Annotated in this window: 17 protein-coding genes; 10 read left to right on the top strand and 7 right to left on the bottom strand. The window is 59.8% G+C overall.

The window, feature by feature from the left end; translation table 11 throughout:
- Positions 1-320: 320 nt before the first annotated feature.
- A complete protein-coding gene (locus tag CQ015_RS07810; protein WP_258134007.1) occupies positions 321-968 on the bottom strand; it encodes a GntR family transcriptional regulator in 648 nt (215 codons plus the stop codon).
- Positions 969-1,124: 156 nt separating this feature from the next.
- Between CQ015_RS07810 and CQ015_RS07805 the strand changes: the two genes are divergently transcribed.
- The 3 genes from CQ015_RS07805 to CQ015_RS07795 all read left to right on the top strand — a co-directional run bounded on the left by CQ015_RS07805 (position 1,125) and on the right by CQ015_RS07795 (position 4,469).
- A complete protein-coding gene (locus CQ015_RS07805) occupies positions 1,125-2,105 on the top strand; it encodes a flavin reductase (RefSeq protein WP_258141574.1) in 981 nt (326 codons plus the stop codon).
- A gap of 69 nt (positions 2,106-2,174) precedes the next feature.
- The gene (locus CQ015_RS07800; RefSeq protein WP_105649906.1) at positions 2,175-3,752 is read left to right on the top strand and encodes a BCCT family transporter; all 1,578 of its coding nucleotides are present in this window, start codon (positions 2,175-2,177) and stop codon (positions 3,750-3,752) included.
- 264 nt (positions 3,753-4,016) lie between these two features.
- Positions 4,017-4,469 (top strand): hypothetical protein, encoded by a 453-nt coding sequence (locus CQ015_RS07795; protein WP_105649788.1) that lies wholly within the window; start codon positions 4,017-4,019, stop codon positions 4,467-4,469.
- A 110-nt stretch (positions 4,470-4,579) separates the two neighbouring features.
- Here CQ015_RS07795 and CQ015_RS07790 read toward each other — a convergent pair whose 3' ends face one another.
- From CQ015_RS07790 to CQ015_RS07770, 5 genes are all read right to left on the bottom strand, one after another.
- A complete protein-coding gene (locus CQ015_RS07790) occupies positions 4,580-5,041 on the bottom strand; it encodes a pyrimidine dimer DNA glycosylase/endonuclease V (protein WP_105649787.1) in 462 nt (153 codons plus the stop codon).
- Positions 5,042-5,050: 9 nt separating this feature from the next.
- Positions 5,051-5,464, bottom strand: coding sequence for a DUF779 domain-containing protein (locus tag CQ015_RS07785; RefSeq protein ID WP_105553631.1), 414 nt, complete (start codon positions 5,462-5,464; stop codon positions 5,051-5,053).
- Positions 5,465-5,572: 108 nt separating this feature from the next.
- Positions 5,573-6,601, bottom strand: coding sequence for an alcohol dehydrogenase AdhP (adhP, locus tag CQ015_RS07780; RefSeq protein ID WP_105649786.1), 1,029 nt, complete (start codon positions 6,599-6,601; stop codon positions 5,573-5,575).
- A gap of 150 nt (positions 6,602-6,751) precedes the next feature.
- Positions 6,752-8,275 carry an aldehyde dehydrogenase gene (adh, locus tag CQ015_RS07775; protein WP_105553633.1) on the bottom strand — a complete coding sequence of 508 codons (1,524 nt, stop codon included), beginning with the start codon at positions 8,273-8,275 and terminating at the stop codon, positions 6,752-6,754.
- Positions 8,276-8,402: 127 nt separating this feature from the next.
- Entirely contained in the window at positions 8,403-9,314 is a 912-nt protein-coding gene (locus CQ015_RS07770; protein ID WP_258133585.1) for a DMT family transporter, read from the bottom strand.
- Between the two features lie 84 nt (positions 9,315-9,398).
- On the opposite strand from CQ015_RS07770, the gene CQ015_RS07765 reads away from it, so the two are divergent.
- Positions 9,399-10,310 (top strand): LysR family transcriptional regulator, encoded by a 912-nt coding sequence (locus CQ015_RS07765; RefSeq protein ID WP_105569828.1) that lies wholly within the window; start codon positions 9,399-9,401, stop codon positions 10,308-10,310.
- Positions 10,311-10,319: 9 nt separating this feature from the next.
- On the opposite strand, the gene CQ015_RS07760 is transcribed toward CQ015_RS07765, so the two are convergent.
- Positions 10,320-11,540, bottom strand: coding sequence for a GAF domain-containing protein (locus CQ015_RS07760; protein WP_146114033.1), 1,221 nt, complete (start codon positions 11,538-11,540; stop codon positions 10,320-10,322).
- A 237-nt stretch (positions 11,541-11,777) separates the two neighbouring features.
- Here CQ015_RS07760 and CQ015_RS07755 point away from each other — a divergent pair, with 237 nt between their 5' ends.
- The 6 genes from CQ015_RS07755 (at position 11,778) to CQ015_RS07730 (ending at position 16,729) form a co-directional block, all read left to right on the top strand.
- Positions 11,778-12,116: a helix-turn-helix domain-containing protein gene (locus CQ015_RS07755; protein ID WP_105553636.1), complete on the top strand. Its 339-nt coding sequence runs from the start codon at positions 11,778-11,780 to the stop codon at positions 12,114-12,116.
- A gap of 11 nt (positions 12,117-12,127) precedes the next feature.
- Positions 12,128-13,099, top strand: coding sequence for an SRPBCC family protein (locus CQ015_RS07750; protein ID WP_105649784.1), 972 nt, complete (start codon positions 12,128-12,130; stop codon positions 13,097-13,099).
- 58 nt (positions 13,100-13,157) lie between these two features.
- A complete protein-coding gene (locus CQ015_RS07745; protein ID WP_105553638.1) occupies positions 13,158-13,859 on the top strand; it encodes a demethylmenaquinone methyltransferase in 702 nt (233 codons plus the stop codon).
- 274 nt (positions 13,860-14,133) lie between these two features.
- Entirely contained in the window at positions 14,134-15,741 is a 1,608-nt protein-coding gene (locus CQ015_RS07740) for an ABC-F family ATP-binding cassette domain-containing protein (RefSeq protein ID WP_105649783.1), read from the top strand.
- A gap of 72 nt (positions 15,742-15,813) precedes the next feature.
- On the top strand, positions 15,814-16,065 hold the full coding sequence (locus CQ015_RS07735) for a hypothetical protein (RefSeq protein ID WP_105569833.1): 252 nt from the start codon (positions 15,814-15,816) through the stop codon (positions 16,063-16,065).
- A gap of 73 nt (positions 16,066-16,138) precedes the next feature.
- Positions 16,139-16,729 carry a dienelactone hydrolase family protein gene (locus tag CQ015_RS07730; RefSeq protein ID WP_105649782.1) on the top strand — a complete coding sequence of 197 codons (591 nt, stop codon included), beginning with the start codon at positions 16,139-16,141 and terminating at the stop codon, positions 16,727-16,729.
- The last annotated feature ends 99 nt before the right edge of the window (positions 16,730-16,828 follow it).

The raw sequence follows: 16,828 nt of genomic DNA, 5'->3' as shown, positions 1-16,828 counted from the left end.
CGTTGCGTTCTATCCACTATTCTGGGCACCGTTGGCGCAGACAAAAAGGGTAACCGTAGTTGCAGATGCTTAGGGCGAAGCGACGGCCGAGGTACGCGAGTAAGCCATCAGGCTCATGACCCTTCTGGCGCCGATAGTGGTTATCACGAACAGTGCAGCTCTTCTAGATCCTGCAGATTCCAGCCCGCGGCCCGGCAAGCAGCTATACGGCAGGCCCAACGCAACGAGGAAGCGATTCCGGATTCGCTGCCGGAGTCACTTCCTCATTACTTGGGTTCCTATTGGCCTAAGGACTTATTGTCGCCCGCCCACCTCAACGTTTATCCCTCGGGTGCTTCGCGGCTTCCACCGAGAAGTTCGCGGGCGGAGGCATAGACGTGATTTCGCATGGCAGCTTCCGCGCCGAAATGATCTTTATCCTGAATCATCTGCAATACCTGTCGATGTTCGCCGCTCGAGACGGCAATGCGTTTAGGGTTTTCAACAGTTTTGAGCACGAGTCGATGGAATGCCAGCTGGTTCATTAACAGCCTGTAATGCTCTATCAATTTCGAATTATCAGAGCCATTGACCAAGCCCCAGTGGAACTCATGAACGAGCTGAGCATACCTCCCGGAGTCGCGAGCGATGGCAGCAGCTTCAGATGCTCTAACGTTCTGTTCGAGGAACTCTAAGTGAGCGGTTCTCCCCCGTCGCGCCATGAGCCCGGCCGCCAGCCCCTCTAGCCCCTCTTTGAGCTGAAAAAGCTCCACGATTTCTCGTTTGGTGGGTTCCCGTACGAAGGTGCCCACCTTTGGCTTGATTTCGATCAGAGATTCGCGCTCGAGCTGTTTCAAGGACTCGCGCACCGGAGTGCGGCTGACCGCGAATTGCTGCGCAAGAAAAATCTCAGACAGCGGATCTCCGGGAGCGTAGGCACCACTAAGCACCAGCTCACGAATCCGGTCCAGAAGTGACTCGTCCGACACGGGTGGCGCCCCGAAGTTCTTAAATTCCGTTATTCCTTGCACACAAGAACACTACGATGCATGCAAGATCAAGTCAATCACCCGCGCAGCAGCGCGACTAAACTCCTATATTCATTGATTAATTCGCAATTTGATCAAACCTCTTGACCCGAGACAGTGACGCGCCTTACAGTCTCTAGTATGCAACAGACTTTTGAAACTGCCCTTGAAGAAGCTTGGACCGCTGCGTGGGATCGCGGTGAAGTCGAAGCGTTGGCTTCGATCTGCACCGATAGCTACAGTCGCACGGGGAAGTCCGACGGAAATTCAATGACCTTGGCTCAGTTCCAGGATGAAATTCGCGCAACCCGCGCCGGTTTTCCTGATCTGACTACCAAGATCAATTCGGTGATTGTTAACGGGGACCGCGCGGCTATATTCTGGACGACATCCGGAACCCACACCGAGACGTTCCTCGGAGTGCCTGCTACCGGCAAATCGGTGGTAACCCGAGGGTCGAATGAAGTTGCACTTCACGATGGACTGATCCAGAGCGAAAATGTCACGTGGGACGGCTCCGAACTGCTCAATTCATTGGGGATCCGTTCTCTGTCGGACGCGATTGCTGCCGAAAAGGCCAGCGACGAGCCGGTACTCATGGCCGATTTGTCCGGTGAGCCAGATCTAGATGCGATGAAGGCCTTCAACCGTCAGTTCGTCACTGGTGTCACCGTCGTAACTACACAAGAAAACGGAAAGCCCAAGGGATTGGCGGTAAATGCATACTCTTCAATCTCGCTAGAGCCACCACTGGTGATGGTGTGTGTACAGAAGACTTCTTCAACTTACCCAGCGTTGTTCGCGTCAACTCACCTAGGCATCAACATCCTTTCCCGTGAGCAGAAAGACACTGTTTCAACCTTCGCTTCCAAGTCCGCTGACAAGTTCGCTGATATCGTTTGGCATGAAGGTCCTGACGGAAGCCCGTTGATCGACTCCTCGTCCGCAATGATTGAGGCAGAAATACGCGAACGCTTCCAGGCCAAGACTCACACCATTTTCGTGTGCCGCGTTCGTCACGCAGAAGTATCCAACATCGAACCGATGGTCTACAAGGCCGGTCGATTCTACGACGGCGCAAATCTAGAGTCCCTCTAGCACCCGTCAATCAAACGACCTCCTAGGCGCTGCTTCATGCGGTGCCAGAACATCGAAGCGGAGAAAATCATGGTCGATAAAACTTTGATCGAGGAGTCAAGCAACGCCTCCTCGGCCAAGAACCTAGACAACGCCCTCGGCGAGAAACCGCGTGTAGGCAGCGTTTTCTATACCGCCATGATTCTGCTGGTGGGGATCCTGCTTTGGGCTAGCCTTTCACCGGAAAGCCTTGGCGCGCTGATGACCTCCAGCATGGACTGGGTCACGCGCACCGTCGGCTGGAGCTACCTGGTGGTGACCCTAGGATGCATCGGACTCATGATCTTCCTAGGAACGAGCCGCTACGGCGGCATCCGGCTGGGCAGCGAGGATTCACGCCCCGAATACTCCACCTGGGCTTGGCTGGCAATGATCTTGTCCGCCGTAATGGGCATCGGTCTGATCAGCTACGGCGTAGCAGAACCGATCTCGCACTTCATGGCCCCGCCACACGGACTGGAAGACCCCGGCACCCTGAACGCGGCAGTTCGCGCACTGCAGTTCAGCTTCTTTGACTGGGGCCCGCATGCTTGGGCGGTCTTCGGCGTCTTCGGCCTGGCAATCGGCTACTCCACGCACCGGAAGGGCCGCCCGGGGCTCGTCTCACCGATGTTGCGACCGGTTCTCGGACGCCTCGTGGACGGCTGGTTCGGCAAGCTGATTGACGTGTTTGCCATTCTGGCGACGCTGTTCGGCACCACGACTTCATTGGGTCTGGGCGCTGCGCAAATCGAAGAGGGACTGAACCGAGTATTCGGTCTTGCCACAGGTGTCGGCGTGCAAATTGTCATTATCGCGGTCATCACCGTCCTGTTCACCTTGTCTGCACTTTCCGGGGTCAATCGCGGCATCAAGTACATCAGCCAGATCACGATGTCATTGTCGGTGCTGCTGGCACTGTTCGTCTTGATCTTCGGCCCCACCAGCTTCATCGGAAATATTTTCTTCCGCTCCGTAGGCCAGTACTTCAATGATTTCTTCCAGGTTTCACTGACTACTCCGACTACGCCTGATGACCTTCAGTGGATGCAGTGGTGGACGTACTTCATGATGGCCTGGTGGCTTAGCTGGGGCGCATTTGTCGGAGTATTCCTTGCCAAGATATCCAGGGGCCGCACCATTCGTCAGTTCGTCGCAGGCGTTCTGGGCATTCCAAGTTTGGTGTTCTTTGCATGGTTCACCATCTTCGGCGCAAGCGCAATCAAGTTCGAGATGGATGGTGCTCCGATCGCGGCGCAAACCTCGGAGAATCTCAACTCCGCGTTCTTCGCGATGCTCGCCGAGCTTCCACTGGTAGAGCTCACCTCCGTGGTGACCATGATCTTGGTCGTGCTGTTCTTCGTCTCCGGCGCAGACGCAAACACATTTGTTTTGAGCATGATGTCCAGCAATGGGCATTTGAACCCAACGCGTCCGGTTCTGGGCATCTGGGGCATCCTCACCGGCCTGAGCGCAGTGCTGCTGTTGCTAGTTGGCGGGCTCTCCGCCCTCCAACAGGCAGCAATGCTTTCGGCGCTGCCATTTACGATCATCGTGGCGCTACTGGGAATATCGCTCACGATGGAACTGCGCAGAGATTCAGGTCTCCCGGTTTTGGTTAAATCATAGGATCGATAGTCGCCGAGTTGCTTACGAACTAATGCTCGCGCCGAAGACTAACGGCCCAATCCTTAGGCATCTACGCCACAGTGGCTCACGCAGAAATGCGCGACGCTGCTGTGGCGGCCTTGCTTTATGCTGCCACTAATCAGATTCAAGTGTTTTTGCGGACCTGCCGAAGGACTGAACTAAGGTTGGGTTCAAAGGTTGGGTTCAAAGGTTGGGTTCAAAGGTCGGCTACCTGGCCCGGCACCTGAGGTAAAGGAATTCCGCTTGGCTTGGTTTGGACGTAAGGAATCCGTTGATCCGGAGAAAATTCAGCGGGGCATAGCCCTAGTCCCGCAGCTGGAAGGGCCGGGATTCGTCCTGCGCGCTACGAGTGCGCCTGCAGGATTCAAGTCCCGCTCCTTGGCTACTGTTGCGGAAATTAGATTCGAATTGGGCGCCGGGTGGTTCCACCGAGATGATCTGCAAAGGTTTTTCGATAGGAAAAATTCAATTGCTGAATCCTGGAATGGCAGCGATACCGAACTTTTCCTCTGCATGGTCTCAGGCGTCGCCAAAGGCTCCATGGCCGATAAAGCGCTATCGGCCCAAGCCGGGCTCCCCGCCGGTTCCGCAGTCCTGCTTCGGCCGGCAAACGACGGGTTAGAGATCGTGCTGCTGCTTGACTCAGCGCAGTTGGAGCGCATCTCGGTTTGGCTGCAAGCCTTGCCCAAGATCTAGCGGTACCGCACAGTAACGGTCCGTTGGATCGTGCCCTGCACCAAGCAGGCCCTGAAGATTCAGTATTCACGCAATTGCCTATCGAGGCCGGGCACCGAATCTTGAACGGTCTACTCGTCTGCGGCGTGAACGTCTTTTTCCCACGCTTCGACCGGACCGGGCACCACACGAAATAGCGGATGAGGCGGCAGCCCGCCGACCTCCCGCGCCATCAGTGCGCTGGCGCTTTCTGGGGCACGAATCTCCAGCTTGCGCAGCAGGTGGCAGTACTCGAAATTCAATTGGCCGCTGGTGACAGCCAGTTGACCGCGGCTCCCTGCTGGCACGGAGTGCAGAATTTTCGTCTGGTCAAACCGGTACCCGCCCTTCAACGATTCATCGTGAAGCCCCTGCAGGTATGCCCCCACCATCCGCAACGGGGCGCCCGACGCCCGGAAGCGGACCAATTGCGGGTGATTTACATAGCCGGCGGTCTGCCCGGCGAGAGTTTTCTGGGCCAGCAGTGTTTCACGCCAGCATGCGACAAGGCCCTTGGCATCGAGCAGTTCGGGATGTAGGGACCAGAGGCGCATTCAATGATCCTACGCCGTGGGGAACTCGATGATTTCGCTGCGGATGAGGAAACGTTTGCCTTCCGGAGCCTCCACGGAAAAGCCCGATCCCCGCCCGTCGACCACATCCACGGTGAGCTTGGTGTGCTTCCAGTATTCGAATTGTTCCTTGGACATCCAAAAGTCGATCTGCCCCAATTCTTCTCCCGTCGCGTCCTTTAGCTCCAGCACCCCGAGCAGGATGTCCGCATTGCCGGTTTTGAAATCGCCTGCCGGATAGCACATAGGCGATGAACCGTCGCAGCAACCACCAGATTGGTGGAACATCAATGGTCCATGGATATTCCAGAGTTTGCGCAGCAATTCCAGCGTCTCGTCGGTAAAGGCGACGCGGGAAAATTCTTCCCCAATGATCGCAGCCCGGGATTCGGTGACGGTGCTCATGGAGTGCTCCTTTGCGATAGCGGTTAATTACCGCTGCCCGGATGCAACGATGGTTCGTTGAACCCGGGCAACGGTCCTTGCGGCAAACCCGTTAGGGCCAGTGTCCTACTATTTCTCCAGGTAGTCTATGACCACTCGTCCATCGATTTTGGCGTGACGCATCTCGTCAAAGACCGCATTGATATCATCGAGTTTCCGGGTGTGGAATGTCGGTTTGATTTTGCCATCCGCATAGAATTCCAGAGCCTCGATCATGTCCTGGCGGGTGCCAACAATTGATCCACGGATGGTCAAGCCTTTGAGCACAATGTCGAAGATTGGTGCGGGGAAATCACCGGCAGGCAAACCGTTGAATACGATCGTTCCACCGCGCCTGGTCATGCCGATAGCCTGCCCAAAGGCTGCCGGGTGCACTGCGGTAACCAGCACACCGTGAGTTCCACCGATCTTTTCCTGGATGACGTCGGCAGGTTCCTGCGCGAACGCGTTGACCGTGATTTCCGCGCCATGCTTGGTCGCCAGCGCGAGTTTCTCGTCTGCCACATCAATGGCAACCACACGCATTCCCATGGCAACCGCGTACTGCACGGCGATGTGGCCCAAGCCTCCGATGCCGGAAATTGCGACCCATTGGCCCGGGCGCACCCCGGTCATCTTCAGCCCTTTGTACACGGTCACTCCAGCGCATAGCACCGGTGCGATCTCATGCGGGTCGGATCCTTCCGGAATCTGCGCGGCGAATTTAGCGTCGACTAGCATGTACTGGCCAAAGGAACCGTCCAGCGAGTAGCCTCCGTTGGCTTGGGACTCGCACAGGGTCTCCCAGCCGGTACGGCAGAACTCGCAGCTACCGCAAGCGCTGGCCAGCCAGGCATTTCCAACCAGGTCTCCAACCGCTACCTCGGTGACGCCTTCGCCGATCTTTTCAACTGTTCCCACACCTTCGTGGCCGGGGATCAGCGGAAGCTTCGGCTTGACCGGCCAATCGCCTTCCGCCGCGTGCAGGTCAGTGTGGCAAACACCGGAGGCAATCAGCTTCACCAGGGCCTGCCCTGGGCCGGGCTCGGGAATCGGCGCGTCCTTGATCAGGAGCTCTTCTCCGAAGCCTTCAACGGTTGCGGCTTTCATCGTAGTCATGTAATTTTTCCTTTGCATGGCTTTGGAGGCGTGGGAGCACACGTGCATGTCCGGGAATGAGTCCAATCGTGCCCCGGGCGAGCACCTAGGTGACCCCACGCCTTCGGGGTCTCTTGAATTTTCTAGCGTAGCCGGCGGCGGTTTGCCGGCTTAGAAGAAGCCGAGCTTGTTCTCCGAGTAGGAGACGAGCAGGTTCTTGGTCTGCTGGTAGTGATCCAGCATCATCAGGTGGTTCTCTCGACCGATACCGGAGGATTTGTAGCCACCGAAGGCCGAGTGCGCCGGGTAGGCGTGGTACTGGTTTACCCAGACACGTCCCGCTTGGATATCGCGGCCTGCACGGTAGGCGGTGTTGCCGTTGCGGCTCCAGACGCCGGAGCCCAGACCGTAGAGGGTGTCGTTGGCGATGCTCAGCGCGTCGTCGTAGTCGCTGAATTTCGTCACCGCTACGACCGGCCCGAAGATCTCTTCCTGGAAGATGCGCATCTTGTTCTGGCCCTCGAAGATGGTCGGCTGCACGTAGTAGCCGCCTTCCAGGTCACCGCCGAGTTCCGCCCGGGCACCACCGGTCAGCAGCTTCGCGCCTTCGGCCTTGCCAATATCCAGGTAGGAGAGGATCTTCTCCAGCTGGTCGTTGGAGGCCTGCGCCCCCATCATGACCTCGGTGTCCAGCGGGTTGCCCTGCTTGATGGCTTCGGTGCGGGCGATGACCTTTTCCATGAACTCGCCGTAGATGCTTTCCTGGACGAGTGCTCGCGATGGGGAGGTGCAGACCTCGCCCTGGTTCAACGCGAAAAGCGTGAACCCTTCTTGCGCCTTGTCGTAGAACGCATCATCCTTGGCCGCGACGTCCTCGAAGAAGATGTTCGGGGACTTTCCGCCGAGCTCCAAGGTGACCGGGATCAGGTTCTCGGAGGCATACTGCATGATCAGCCGGCCGGTGGTGGTTTCGCCGGTGAACGCGATCTTGCGAATGCGCTTGTTGCTCGCCAACGGCTTGCCGCACTCTACGCCGAAACCGTTGACGATGTTCAGCACACCGGCAGGCAGCAGGTCACCGATGAGTTCGGCGAGCACCAGAATCGAGGCGGGGGTTTGTTCGGCGGGCTTGAGGACTACCGCGTTGCCGGCGGCTAGCGCTGGAGCCAGCTTCCAGACCGCCATCAGAATTGGGAAGTTCCACGGGATGATCTGACCGACCACGCCCAGCGGTTCATGGAAGTGATAGGCGGTGGTGTCCTCATCCAGTTGCGACAGCGAACCCTCTTGGGCGCGGATCGCACCGGCGAAGTAGCGGAAGTGGTCTACCGCCAGCGGGAGGTCTGCATTCAGGGTTTCACGCACCGCCTTGCCGTTATCCCAGGTCTCGGCGACGGCAAGCATCTCGAGGTTGTCCTCGATGCGATCCGCAATCTTATTCAGAATGACCGCGCGGGCCGCCGGGCTGCTCTTTCCCCAGGCTGGTGCGGCCGCATGGGCGGCGTCCAGTGCTAGTTCGATGTCCTCGGCGGTTGAACGGGCAACTTCGCAGAAGGACTTTCCGGTAATGGGGGTGACGTTTTCGAAATACATGCCCTTGACCGGGGCAACCCACTCACCACCAATATAGTTCTCGTAGCGCGATTTGAAATTGACTAGTGCCCCATCGGTGTTCGGGTTTGCGTAGACGCTCATTGCTTCACGACTCCTTCGTCATCATCCGTGCGGTGGCGGAATGTTTCCGCCATCTGGCCATGAATGTGACTCTAGTCACTCAAAGGTTGCGGTTAGGTTGCATGCCCCACGCCGTCGCTGAGGAAGTTCAGTGCGGCATGACCGGAGACGGGGAGTCCACCGCCGCTGGCGGGCCTGCAGTCGGATCGCGCCGCCCGGTGCGCGTGGCGCCGACGCCGGCCAAGATGACCAGCACGATGCCCGCAATGGCCGCCGGACTCGGGATCTGCTGCAAGAAGAGCAACCCGACGACCATGGCGATGGCAGGTTCAAGGCACATCAGGGTCCCGAACGCCGAGGCAGTCAGTCGGCGCAGTGCCAGCAGCTCGAGGCTGAAAGGGATGACCGGCAGCAGCAGCCCGAGCCCAAGCCCGATGGCCAGCACCGGCAGGTCCATCCGGCCGATCACCTCCGGGCCCACCACCACCGTGGCGGCAATGGCCGCGATGGGCATCGAGATGGCCAGGGCGCCAATGCCGTCCACCGCATCCCCGGCGCGCTGCGTGAGCAGGACGTAGAGGGCCCAGCAAGCTGCGCCGACCAGCGCGAAAAGCACGCCCGCCAGATCCGCGGACCCCTGCCACGGTTCGGTCAGCCCGAGCACTCCGGCGGCCGCGACTAGCGCCCACCAGCGTCCGCGGCCCCGGCCCTGGATGATGGCGACAGACAGCGGACCCATGAACTCCAGCGCGCTAGCGGTACCCAGCGGGATCGTCTCCACCGCCTTCATGAACGCCAGCGTCATACCCGCGGTGGCCAACCCCAGCAGGGCGCAAATCCCCAGTGTTGCTCGGGAGTAGCGCAGGCGCCAGGGACGGGCAATGGCCACCAGGATGACGGCGGCCCAGGCTAGGCGCAGCCAGGCGACGCCCTCGGAGCCCAGAGTTCCAGCAAGTCCAATCGATGCGGCAAGGCCTAGCTGCACGCAGCCCATCGCGGCAAAGGCCATCAGCGAGCCGGCCCCGGCGGAGTTGGAAGTGTTCGCGGCAGTTGAGTTCATGGCTCCAGTAGAGCCGAGAAAAGTCATCCATGTCCACGCGAGAATCATCAACATATTGTCAATGAATCCTGCACAATGGAACCTATGGATACCCGCCGCCTGCAATACCTGTACGAGCTGGCCCGCATGGGCTCGATGCGGGCCGTCGCCGATGTGCTCGGAACCACCACCTCGACCGTCTCCCAGCAGATCGCGCAGCTGTCCAAGGAGACCGGCGCCAGGTTGCTGGAACCCGACGGGCGCGGCGTCCGGCTCACCCCCGCCGGCCGCCGGCTGGCGGAGCACGCGCAGAGCATCCTTGGCGCGGTCGACGCAGCGAAACTGGATCTGGATCCGGAAGCCGCTCCCTCGGGCACCCTGCGGGTCGCGGGATTCGCCACCGCGATCCGCACCACGCTGATGCCCATTTTCGAGGAGCTGGCGCTAGAGCACCCCGCGGTGAGGATCGTGGTGCTGGAGCACGAGCCCGCCGAGGCCCTGGCCCGGCTGGCGGTGGACGAGATCGACCTGGCCCTGACCTACGACTACAATCTGGCCCCGGACGATGCCGGACCCGGGGTGGACACGCTTCAGCTGTGGAGCACTCCCTGGGGGCTGGGAGTGCCCACCGCCGACGCCGTGCGGCTGGCCACCGGCGGCGGGGCCCCTGATGCCCCCGCGGTGCTGGCAGCTTTCCGCGACCGCGACTGGATCGGGAATTCGCGCAACGTCGCCGACGAGTCGGTGCTGCGGCTACTGTCCTCGATGGCCGGATTCACCCCGGCCATGCGCCACCAGGCCGACAGCCTGGATCTGGTCGAAGACCTGATCCTGGCCGGGCTAGGCGTGGGACTGCTACCGGAAAACCGGCCAGGGCGGGATGGGATCACGATTCTGCCGCTGCAGAACCCCGACCTGCGACTGCGCGCCTTCGCCCGGACCCGCAAAGGGCGTGGCGCCTGGCCGGCCCTCGCGCTGGTGCTGGAGAAGATTCGCCAGGGACGGCAGCACGGATAATGGAAGCGCCTACGCCTCCAGCTCTTGGACCTCTGCAACAATCAGCGAACGCGCCGGCGAATCGGCTGGCAATTCGCGCAAGGCCGCACGCAAAAGGTCGGCATCGGCCAATTGCCGGCCAAGATTCAACAGCTGCTGCGGCCGACCCCGGTCCAGCGCCATTTCCCGCAACGCCGCCTCGGTCCGATGACGCAGCATCAGGACCCCCGGGGCCTGCGAGCGAACCAATAGTCCGGGCGAATACAATTGCAACGCCGCTTCCAGGTCCCCTAGCTCCAGCGCATCCCACAGGCGGCCCAAGGTCGTTTGCAGAGCCCACTGCAGCCGGTAGGGCCGGGAGGTCAGCGTCCGTCCGGGAAGTTCGGCCAGGACCTTGCGCAACCTGACCATTTCGGCGCGTACCGTGCCTTCGGCCGCCGTATCGGGCCGCTCGAAAAGTTCCTCCACCAGCCGGGCGGTATTCATGCCATCACGGTGCTGAGCCAGCAGCGTCAGAATTTCGGCATGCCGCAGTGAAATGGGCAACGATCCCAGATACACCCCATCGCAGCGGCCCAGATCCAGATAGTCGGGGTCCGCCACGACCCCGACTCCCGGCAGGAGCAGCTGGGTTTCGGCGGCCATGACGGCCGCTTGCAGCAACGGCATCGAATGCGTGGCGATCGCATCCGGGCCGCCGGTCAGGTCGATCGCGCCAATTACCTGTCCGGTGCGCGGGTTCCGAATCGGGACCGCCGAGCAGCTGTACTGCTGCGCCCGCTCATACAGGTGCTCAGCGCCCGATACCTGCGACCCGGACCCGGTGGCCAGCGCCATTCCGGGGGCGGAAGTCCCCACAGACCTCTCGGCCCAGTCGGCACCCGCCATGAAACCGACCCCTTCGGCCTGGCTCAGTGCACCATTGCTGCCGGCAACCCACAGCAAGGTCCCACCAGCATCGGCCAAGGCGACCAGCAGATTGGCGTCCGTAGCCGCGGGCACGAGCAGCTTTTCAAACACCGGCCAGATGCGCTGCAGTTCGCTCCGCTCGCGTTCCAGGCGCAACCGCTCGTTGCTCAGCACGGCGGGCTGTTCGACGGCCGAGGCGTGGGCCAATGACCTCTTCCAGGATTCGCGCACATCGTGCCGCAACGGAAGATCACCCAAGCCAGTGTCGGGGGCGCCTAGGAGTTCGCGGGCTTGCAAGGCCTGGCGCGACGCGTCAGTCCAATTTATGGCGGGCCCGCTCATATGCCTCCCCTACCCGGATGAATGGATCGCTTTTGCAATTCCACCCAGTTTAGGCGAACTCCGAAAGCTTTAGTAGAGCCTGCCGCTTATTGCATCGAGGGACGTAAAATCAAGGCGACAAATCATCTAGAAATAACGTTATCCATAGTCGATAAGTACCCTGAATTTTGGTTGAATTTCCACTTTTTTGCCCGCCGCTCTTTACCTTCCCCGAGCATCCGAGTATCGTACAACCAAATGGTTGTATATGAGTTGAGCGAAGAGCAGTCAAACAAGGTTTTCCGCGCCTTGGCAGATGCCACACGAAGAGACATCGTGAGGCGAACCCTGCACGCCGAGGTCAGCATCTCCGAACTGGCTGCCAGCTACGACATGTCTTTTGCCGCCGTGCAAAAGCACGTGGCCGCGCTGGAAGCCGCCGGTCTGGTCAGCAAGATCGCACGTGGCCGCGAGCGCATAGTTCGCGGGCAGCCGGACACCATCCGGCACGCGCAGGAACTACTCTCATCCCTCGAGGACATCTGGCGCCAGCGCATAAGCCGGCTCGATGACTTCCTCGCCGACGAGACTCCCTAAGGAGTAATCTCATGCCCGTCACATCAGTTGTCAAAGACGCAGAATCCCTCACCCTCACGGTCCACGCCGAATTCCCGGTCAAGGTATCCCGGCTCTGGGATGCCTACCTCGATCCGCGCCAGATCGAGAAGTTCTGGGGACCGGTCGAATACCCGGCAACTTTCACCCGTCACGATGCCGCACCAGGCGGCCGCACCCACTACCACATGACCTCGCCCGAAGGAGAGGAGTTCCACGGCTACTGGGAATGGAATGAAATCGTCGACCAGAAGTTCTTCGAAGTCACCGACGGTTTTGCAAATGCCGACGGCACGCCCAACGCCGAGCTGCCGACCACCCGTATGGTCTTCAGCTTTGATCCGCAGCCAGACGGCACCAAGCTGACCATTACGGCGAATTTCGATTCCGCGGCAGACCTGGAACAAGTAGTCGACATGGGCATGATCGACGGGACCCGTTCGGCCATGAGCCAGATCGAACAGGTGCTGATAGATCTGCGCAACTATGCCCGAACGTTCACCACCGAAGCCCAGATTCTTTCGGATACCCAAATTCGCGTTAGCCGCATCATTCGCGGAACCCGCGATCAGGTTTGGCAGGCACACCATGACGCGGCGCTTATGAAGCGCTGGCTGCTTGGTCCCGACGGCTGGAAGATGACCGAATGCGTGCTGCCCGAGTCCGTTGGCGGAACCTACCGCTACCGGTGGGAGCCGGAGACCGGCACCGAGGGACAGGGCTTTGGATTCACCGGCGAGCTGCTCGAACTACTTCCCAAGTCGTACGAGCGGACCACCGAACAAATGATCGACACCGACTATCCGCCGACTATCAACGAGTCGACATTCGCCGAAAGCAGCGAGGGGACACTGCTGTCGATTGTGATCACCTATCCCGATGCCCAGACGCGTGACATGGTGCTGGCTACCGGAATGACCGACGGGATGGAGGCAAGCTACGCGCGGCTAGAATCTCTGCTCTGAACGCGATTCGCCCCACATCCGGCGCTCGGGCATCCTCGAATATGAAACACTTGGAAGCATGACTTCCCACAATGTGCGCGCGGGCCTGGATAAGCAGGCCAACCAGGTCCAGGAGATGTTCGATAATGTAGCCCCTCGCTACGATCTACTCAATACCCTGATGACCGGCGGCATCGTGAATTACTGGCGCAAGATCACCACCGAGGCGATCGCGCCCAAATCCGGCGAGCGCATCCTGGACCTGGCCGCCGGCACCGGCACCTCGTCGATGCCGCTGGCCAAGGCCGGAGCCACGGTGACCGCCTGCGACATGTCCGAGGGCATGCTGGCCGAGGGGCGCAAGCGCTACCCGGAGCTTGAGTTCGTCTACGGCGACGGCACCGACCTGCCATTCGAGGACAACTCCTTCGACGCGGTGACCATCTCCTACGGTCTGCGCAATATCTCGGACACCGAGAAGGCCCTGTCCGAGATGCACCGCGTAACCAAGCCCGGCGGGCGCATCGTGGTGGCCGAGTTCTCCACCCCCACCGTCACTCCGATCAAGGTGGCCTACCAGCAGTTCCTGCCGCGCGTAATTCCCGCGCTGGGCTACCTGGTCTCCTCGAACCCTTCGGCCTATGCCTACCTGGCCGAGTCGATCGCCGCCTGGCCAAACCAGCAGGACTTGGGCCAGAAGTTCATCAATGTTGGCTGGAAGAACGTCGAATTCCGCAACTTGACCGGCGGCGTGGTCGCCGTGCACCGCGCCTGGAAGTAGACCAACGCACTAGCCGGCTTTCGGCCCGTATCCGCAAATGGATACGGGCCGAAAGTGCTCGAGCACACCTTTTCCCGCCCCATCACCTGCTGTTACACTCGATTGCATGGATACCTACTAAGCCAGCCAATGACCAAGCACCCTATTTCCGGTGCAATCCGTTCATTTTGGCTACCGGCTTCGGTATCCCTTTTTTATGGCTCCTTTAAATAGTTGAGCCAGCTTCGAGATCCCTAAGCTCGGCAGCCTCTTCACATCCGTGGGAGAGCCACTTATGCCTTTGACTCCGCCGATCACACTGCACAACCTCAGCTTCAGTTGGCCTACCGGCGAGCGCGCCCTGACTAACCTGGAAGGCACTTTTCCTTCAGGACGCACGGGGCTTACCGGCGCGAACGGCAGCGGCAAATCAACTCTTTTGAAGCTCATCGCCGGGCAACTAAGCCCTAGCGAGGGCAGGGTGGAGGCCGCGGAAGAGCTCGCCTACCTGCCGCAGACACTTACCTTGCATCGGGACACCACCGTGACCGAACTGCTTGGGATCGATAGAACCTATCGCGCGCTGAAAGCCATCGAAGCCGGAAGCGTAGATCCCGAAGATTTTGATGCGGTGGGAGATAATTGGGACTTGGAGGCCCGGCTGGAGGCTGAACTGAGCCCCTTGGGACTCGGAACACTGGATCTGGATCGCCAGGTCGGCACCCTATCGGGCGGCGAAGCGATGCTGCTTGCGGTGCTCGGCCTGCGGCTAGCCGCATTGCCCATCACGCTGCTTGACGAACCAACGAACAACCTCGACGCACCAACCCGAGAATTGCTGTACGGGCTCGTGCGCTCCTGGAAGGGTACGTTGATCGTGGTCAGCCACGACATCGAGATGCTTGAGCTCATGGATCATACAGTGGAGCTGTACGCAGGAAAACTCAGAGTTTTCGGCGGACCCTACAGCGCCTACCGCGAGCAGTTGGAGACCGAGCAGCATGCCGCCGAACAGGCAGCAAAAACGGCTAGTGCTTCCCTAAAGGTGGAAAAACGCCAACGCGTCGAAGCCGAAACCAAACTCGCCCGCGCCAAACGCAAGGGGCGGGCCGAGCAGCTGGGAGGCGGCATCCCCAAGATTCTGGCCAATCATCTACGCCAGAAGTCCGAAGCCAACGCTGGCAAGATGCGTTCAAACCTCGACGGCAAGGTTGACAGCGCGCAGACCAAACTCGATCGGGCCGAAGAACGAGTCCGACAGGTAGAGCACATCAATCTGGAATTACCGGATCCGAAACTGCCTGCCAGCAAACAGGTTGCCCAGCTGAGTTCGGCCGCAGGTAAACACATTATCCAAGGCCCCGAACGCGTGGCGCTCATCGGCCCCAACGGGTCAGGTAAGACCACGTTGTTGCGGCAGCTGCTCTTCGGGGATGACGCTGGCGCCGGACCGTCTGGAAGGCTCTATCTGGAGCGGGTTGGCTATCTCCCGCAATTGCTAGTTGGACTTGACGAAGATCGTAGCGCCGTCGAAAACATAGGCGAGGTCGCCCCATCGGCCGCGCCCGGGCAGGTGCGGAATATGCTCGCACGCCTGTTGCTCCGCGGAGCGAGCGTTGACCGTCCGCTGTCCGCGCTTTCCGGCGGAGAACGTTTTCGCGTTTATCTGGCCTCGCTGCTGCTGTCCGAACCTCCCGTGCAACTGCTCATTCTCGATGAGCCGACAAATAATCTGGATCTCGAGAGCGTGCGCCAACTCTGCGAGGCGCTGGCTCTCTACCGCGGCGCCTTATTGGTGGTCAGCCACGACCAGCATTTCTTGGACAAGCTGAATTTGGACTACCAGTTGGAGCTGTCTGCGGAAGGAACCATGACTAAGTCCTATCCCACGCCGGTTCGGTAGCCCCTCTGCGGCGTGTTGCCGGTTTACACTTGATCAAAGCACACCGCCGAGGACCCCGAAAGCAAGTTGAAAATGTCCTACCCCCAGCGCACCGTCGAAGTAGTCACCACCGGCCTGGTCATCGATCAGTCTGCAACTCTGCTCTGGAACGACATCCGACGAGCATTCATTTACGAAACCGGCTCCGGCCATGAGACCCTCACTTGTGCCGAGTTCATGCTGACCGAGGGCTACAGCGTAGAGATCAACAGTCAGATGCCTGGCTGGGATTCGGCTATCGAGCACCTACCGCAACGCATCGAGAATCTGGTTGACGAACGCTAAGTGACTCATTGACCCGAAGCATCTAGGGTCATAGGCTCGGTGGGGTAATCACCCGTCTCTGCTGGGAGCCCCGATGGCCGAGATCGTCTTATTTCACCACGTCCAAGGCCTCACCCCTGGTGTACGAGCCATGGCCGAAGAACTGGAAACTGCTGGCCACAAGGTACATACCCTCGATCTCTATGGCGGCGCCCAGCCAGAATCCGTGGAGGCCGGGCTGCAATTAGCGAACTCAATTAGTGAAGCAGAGATCAACCAACAGGTCTCCGCGCTGCTGGATTCGCTACCTCCAAAATTGGTGTATGTCGGCACCTCATGGGGAGCCTCAATGGCGCAGCGATACGCCCAGCAACGCCCCGGAGCCTTGGCTGCCGTTCTCCTGGAATCCTTCGTAGATCTGGATGCCGATTGGGGTTTCGGGCCATGGCCGGAGTCGGTGAAGGCCCAGATCCACGGCAAGGATGCAGACCCATTCTTCGCATTGGAAGGCGATCTGGGTGCGGCACAAGATTTCGTTGCGGGTCCCGGTAACGGCATCGCTGAGCTCTACACCTATGCGGGAAATCAACACCTCTTCACCGATAGCTCGCTTAGTTCCTGCGATCCGAAGGCACGGTCCTTGGTCATGGAACGTGTCCTCGGATTCTTGGCACCATGGGTCTGATGACAACTAGACCCCAGTTATCCACAGATCTTCTGAAGTAACCCAAGACTTCTGAAGCTGCTCCTAGGCTAAGCGGACCGGCAACTTTCCACTCAGCTT

The sequence above is a fragment of the Arthrobacter sp. MYb221 genome (assembly GCF_002979835.1).
GTDB lineage: Bacteria > Actinomycetota > Actinomycetes > Actinomycetales > Micrococcaceae > Glutamicibacter.
This window is presented reverse-complemented; position numbering and strand designations above follow the sequence as displayed.

What these genes read in the sequence shown, in the direction of transcription:
- CQ015_RS07745 (WP_105553638.1), top strand. Translation starts at nt 13,158, where the DNA reads ATGACTTCCCACAATGTGCGCGCGGGCCTGGATAAGCAGGCCAACCAG.
- CQ015_RS07765 (WP_105569828.1), top strand. Translation starts at nt 9,399, where the DNA reads ATGGATACCCGCCGCCTGCAATACCTGTACGAGCTGGCCCGCATGGGC.
- CQ015_RS07800 (WP_105649906.1), top strand. Translation starts at nt 2,175, where the DNA reads ATGGTCGATAAAACTTTGATCGAGGAGTCAAGCAACGCCTCCTCGGCC.
- CQ015_RS07735 (WP_105569833.1), top strand. Translation starts at nt 15,814, where the DNA reads ATGTCCTACCCCCAGCGCACCGTCGAAGTAGTCACCACCGGCCTGGTC.
- CQ015_RS07750 (WP_105649784.1), top strand. Translation starts at nt 12,128, where the DNA reads ATGCCCGTCACATCAGTTGTCAAAGACGCAGAATCCCTCACCCTCACG.
- adhP (WP_105649786.1), bottom strand. Translation starts at nt 6,601, where the DNA reads ATGACTACGATGAAAGCCGCAACCGTTGAAGGCTTCGGAGAAGAGCTC.
- CQ015_RS07755 (WP_105553636.1), top strand. Translation starts at nt 11,778, where the DNA reads ATGGTTGTATATGAGTTGAGCGAAGAGCAGTCAAACAAGGTTTTCCGC.
- CQ015_RS07785 (WP_105553631.1), bottom strand. Translation starts at nt 5,464, where the DNA reads ATGAGCACCGTCACCGAATCCCGGGCTGCGATCATTGGGGAAGAATTT.
- adh (WP_105553633.1), bottom strand. Translation starts at nt 8,275, where the DNA reads ATGAGCGTCTACGCAAACCCGAACACCGATGGGGCACTAGTCAATTTC.
- CQ015_RS07770 (WP_258133585.1), bottom strand. Translation starts at nt 9,314, where the DNA reads ATGAACTCAACTGCCGCGAACACTTCCAACTCCGCCGGGGCCGGCTCG.
- CQ015_RS07740 (WP_105649783.1), top strand. Translation starts at nt 14,134, where the DNA reads ATGCCTTTGACTCCGCCGATCACACTGCACAACCTCAGCTTCAGTTGG.
- CQ015_RS07790 (WP_105649787.1), bottom strand. Translation starts at nt 5,041, where the DNA reads ATGCGCCTCTGGTCCCTACATCCCGAACTGCTCGATGCCAAGGGCCTT.
- CQ015_RS07760 (WP_146114033.1), bottom strand. Translation starts at nt 11,540, where the DNA reads ATGAGCGGGCCCGCCATAAATTGGACTGACGCGTCGCGCCAGGCCTTG.
- CQ015_RS07730 (WP_105649782.1), top strand. Translation starts at nt 16,139, where the DNA reads ATGGCCGAGATCGTCTTATTTCACCACGTCCAAGGCCTCACCCCTGGT.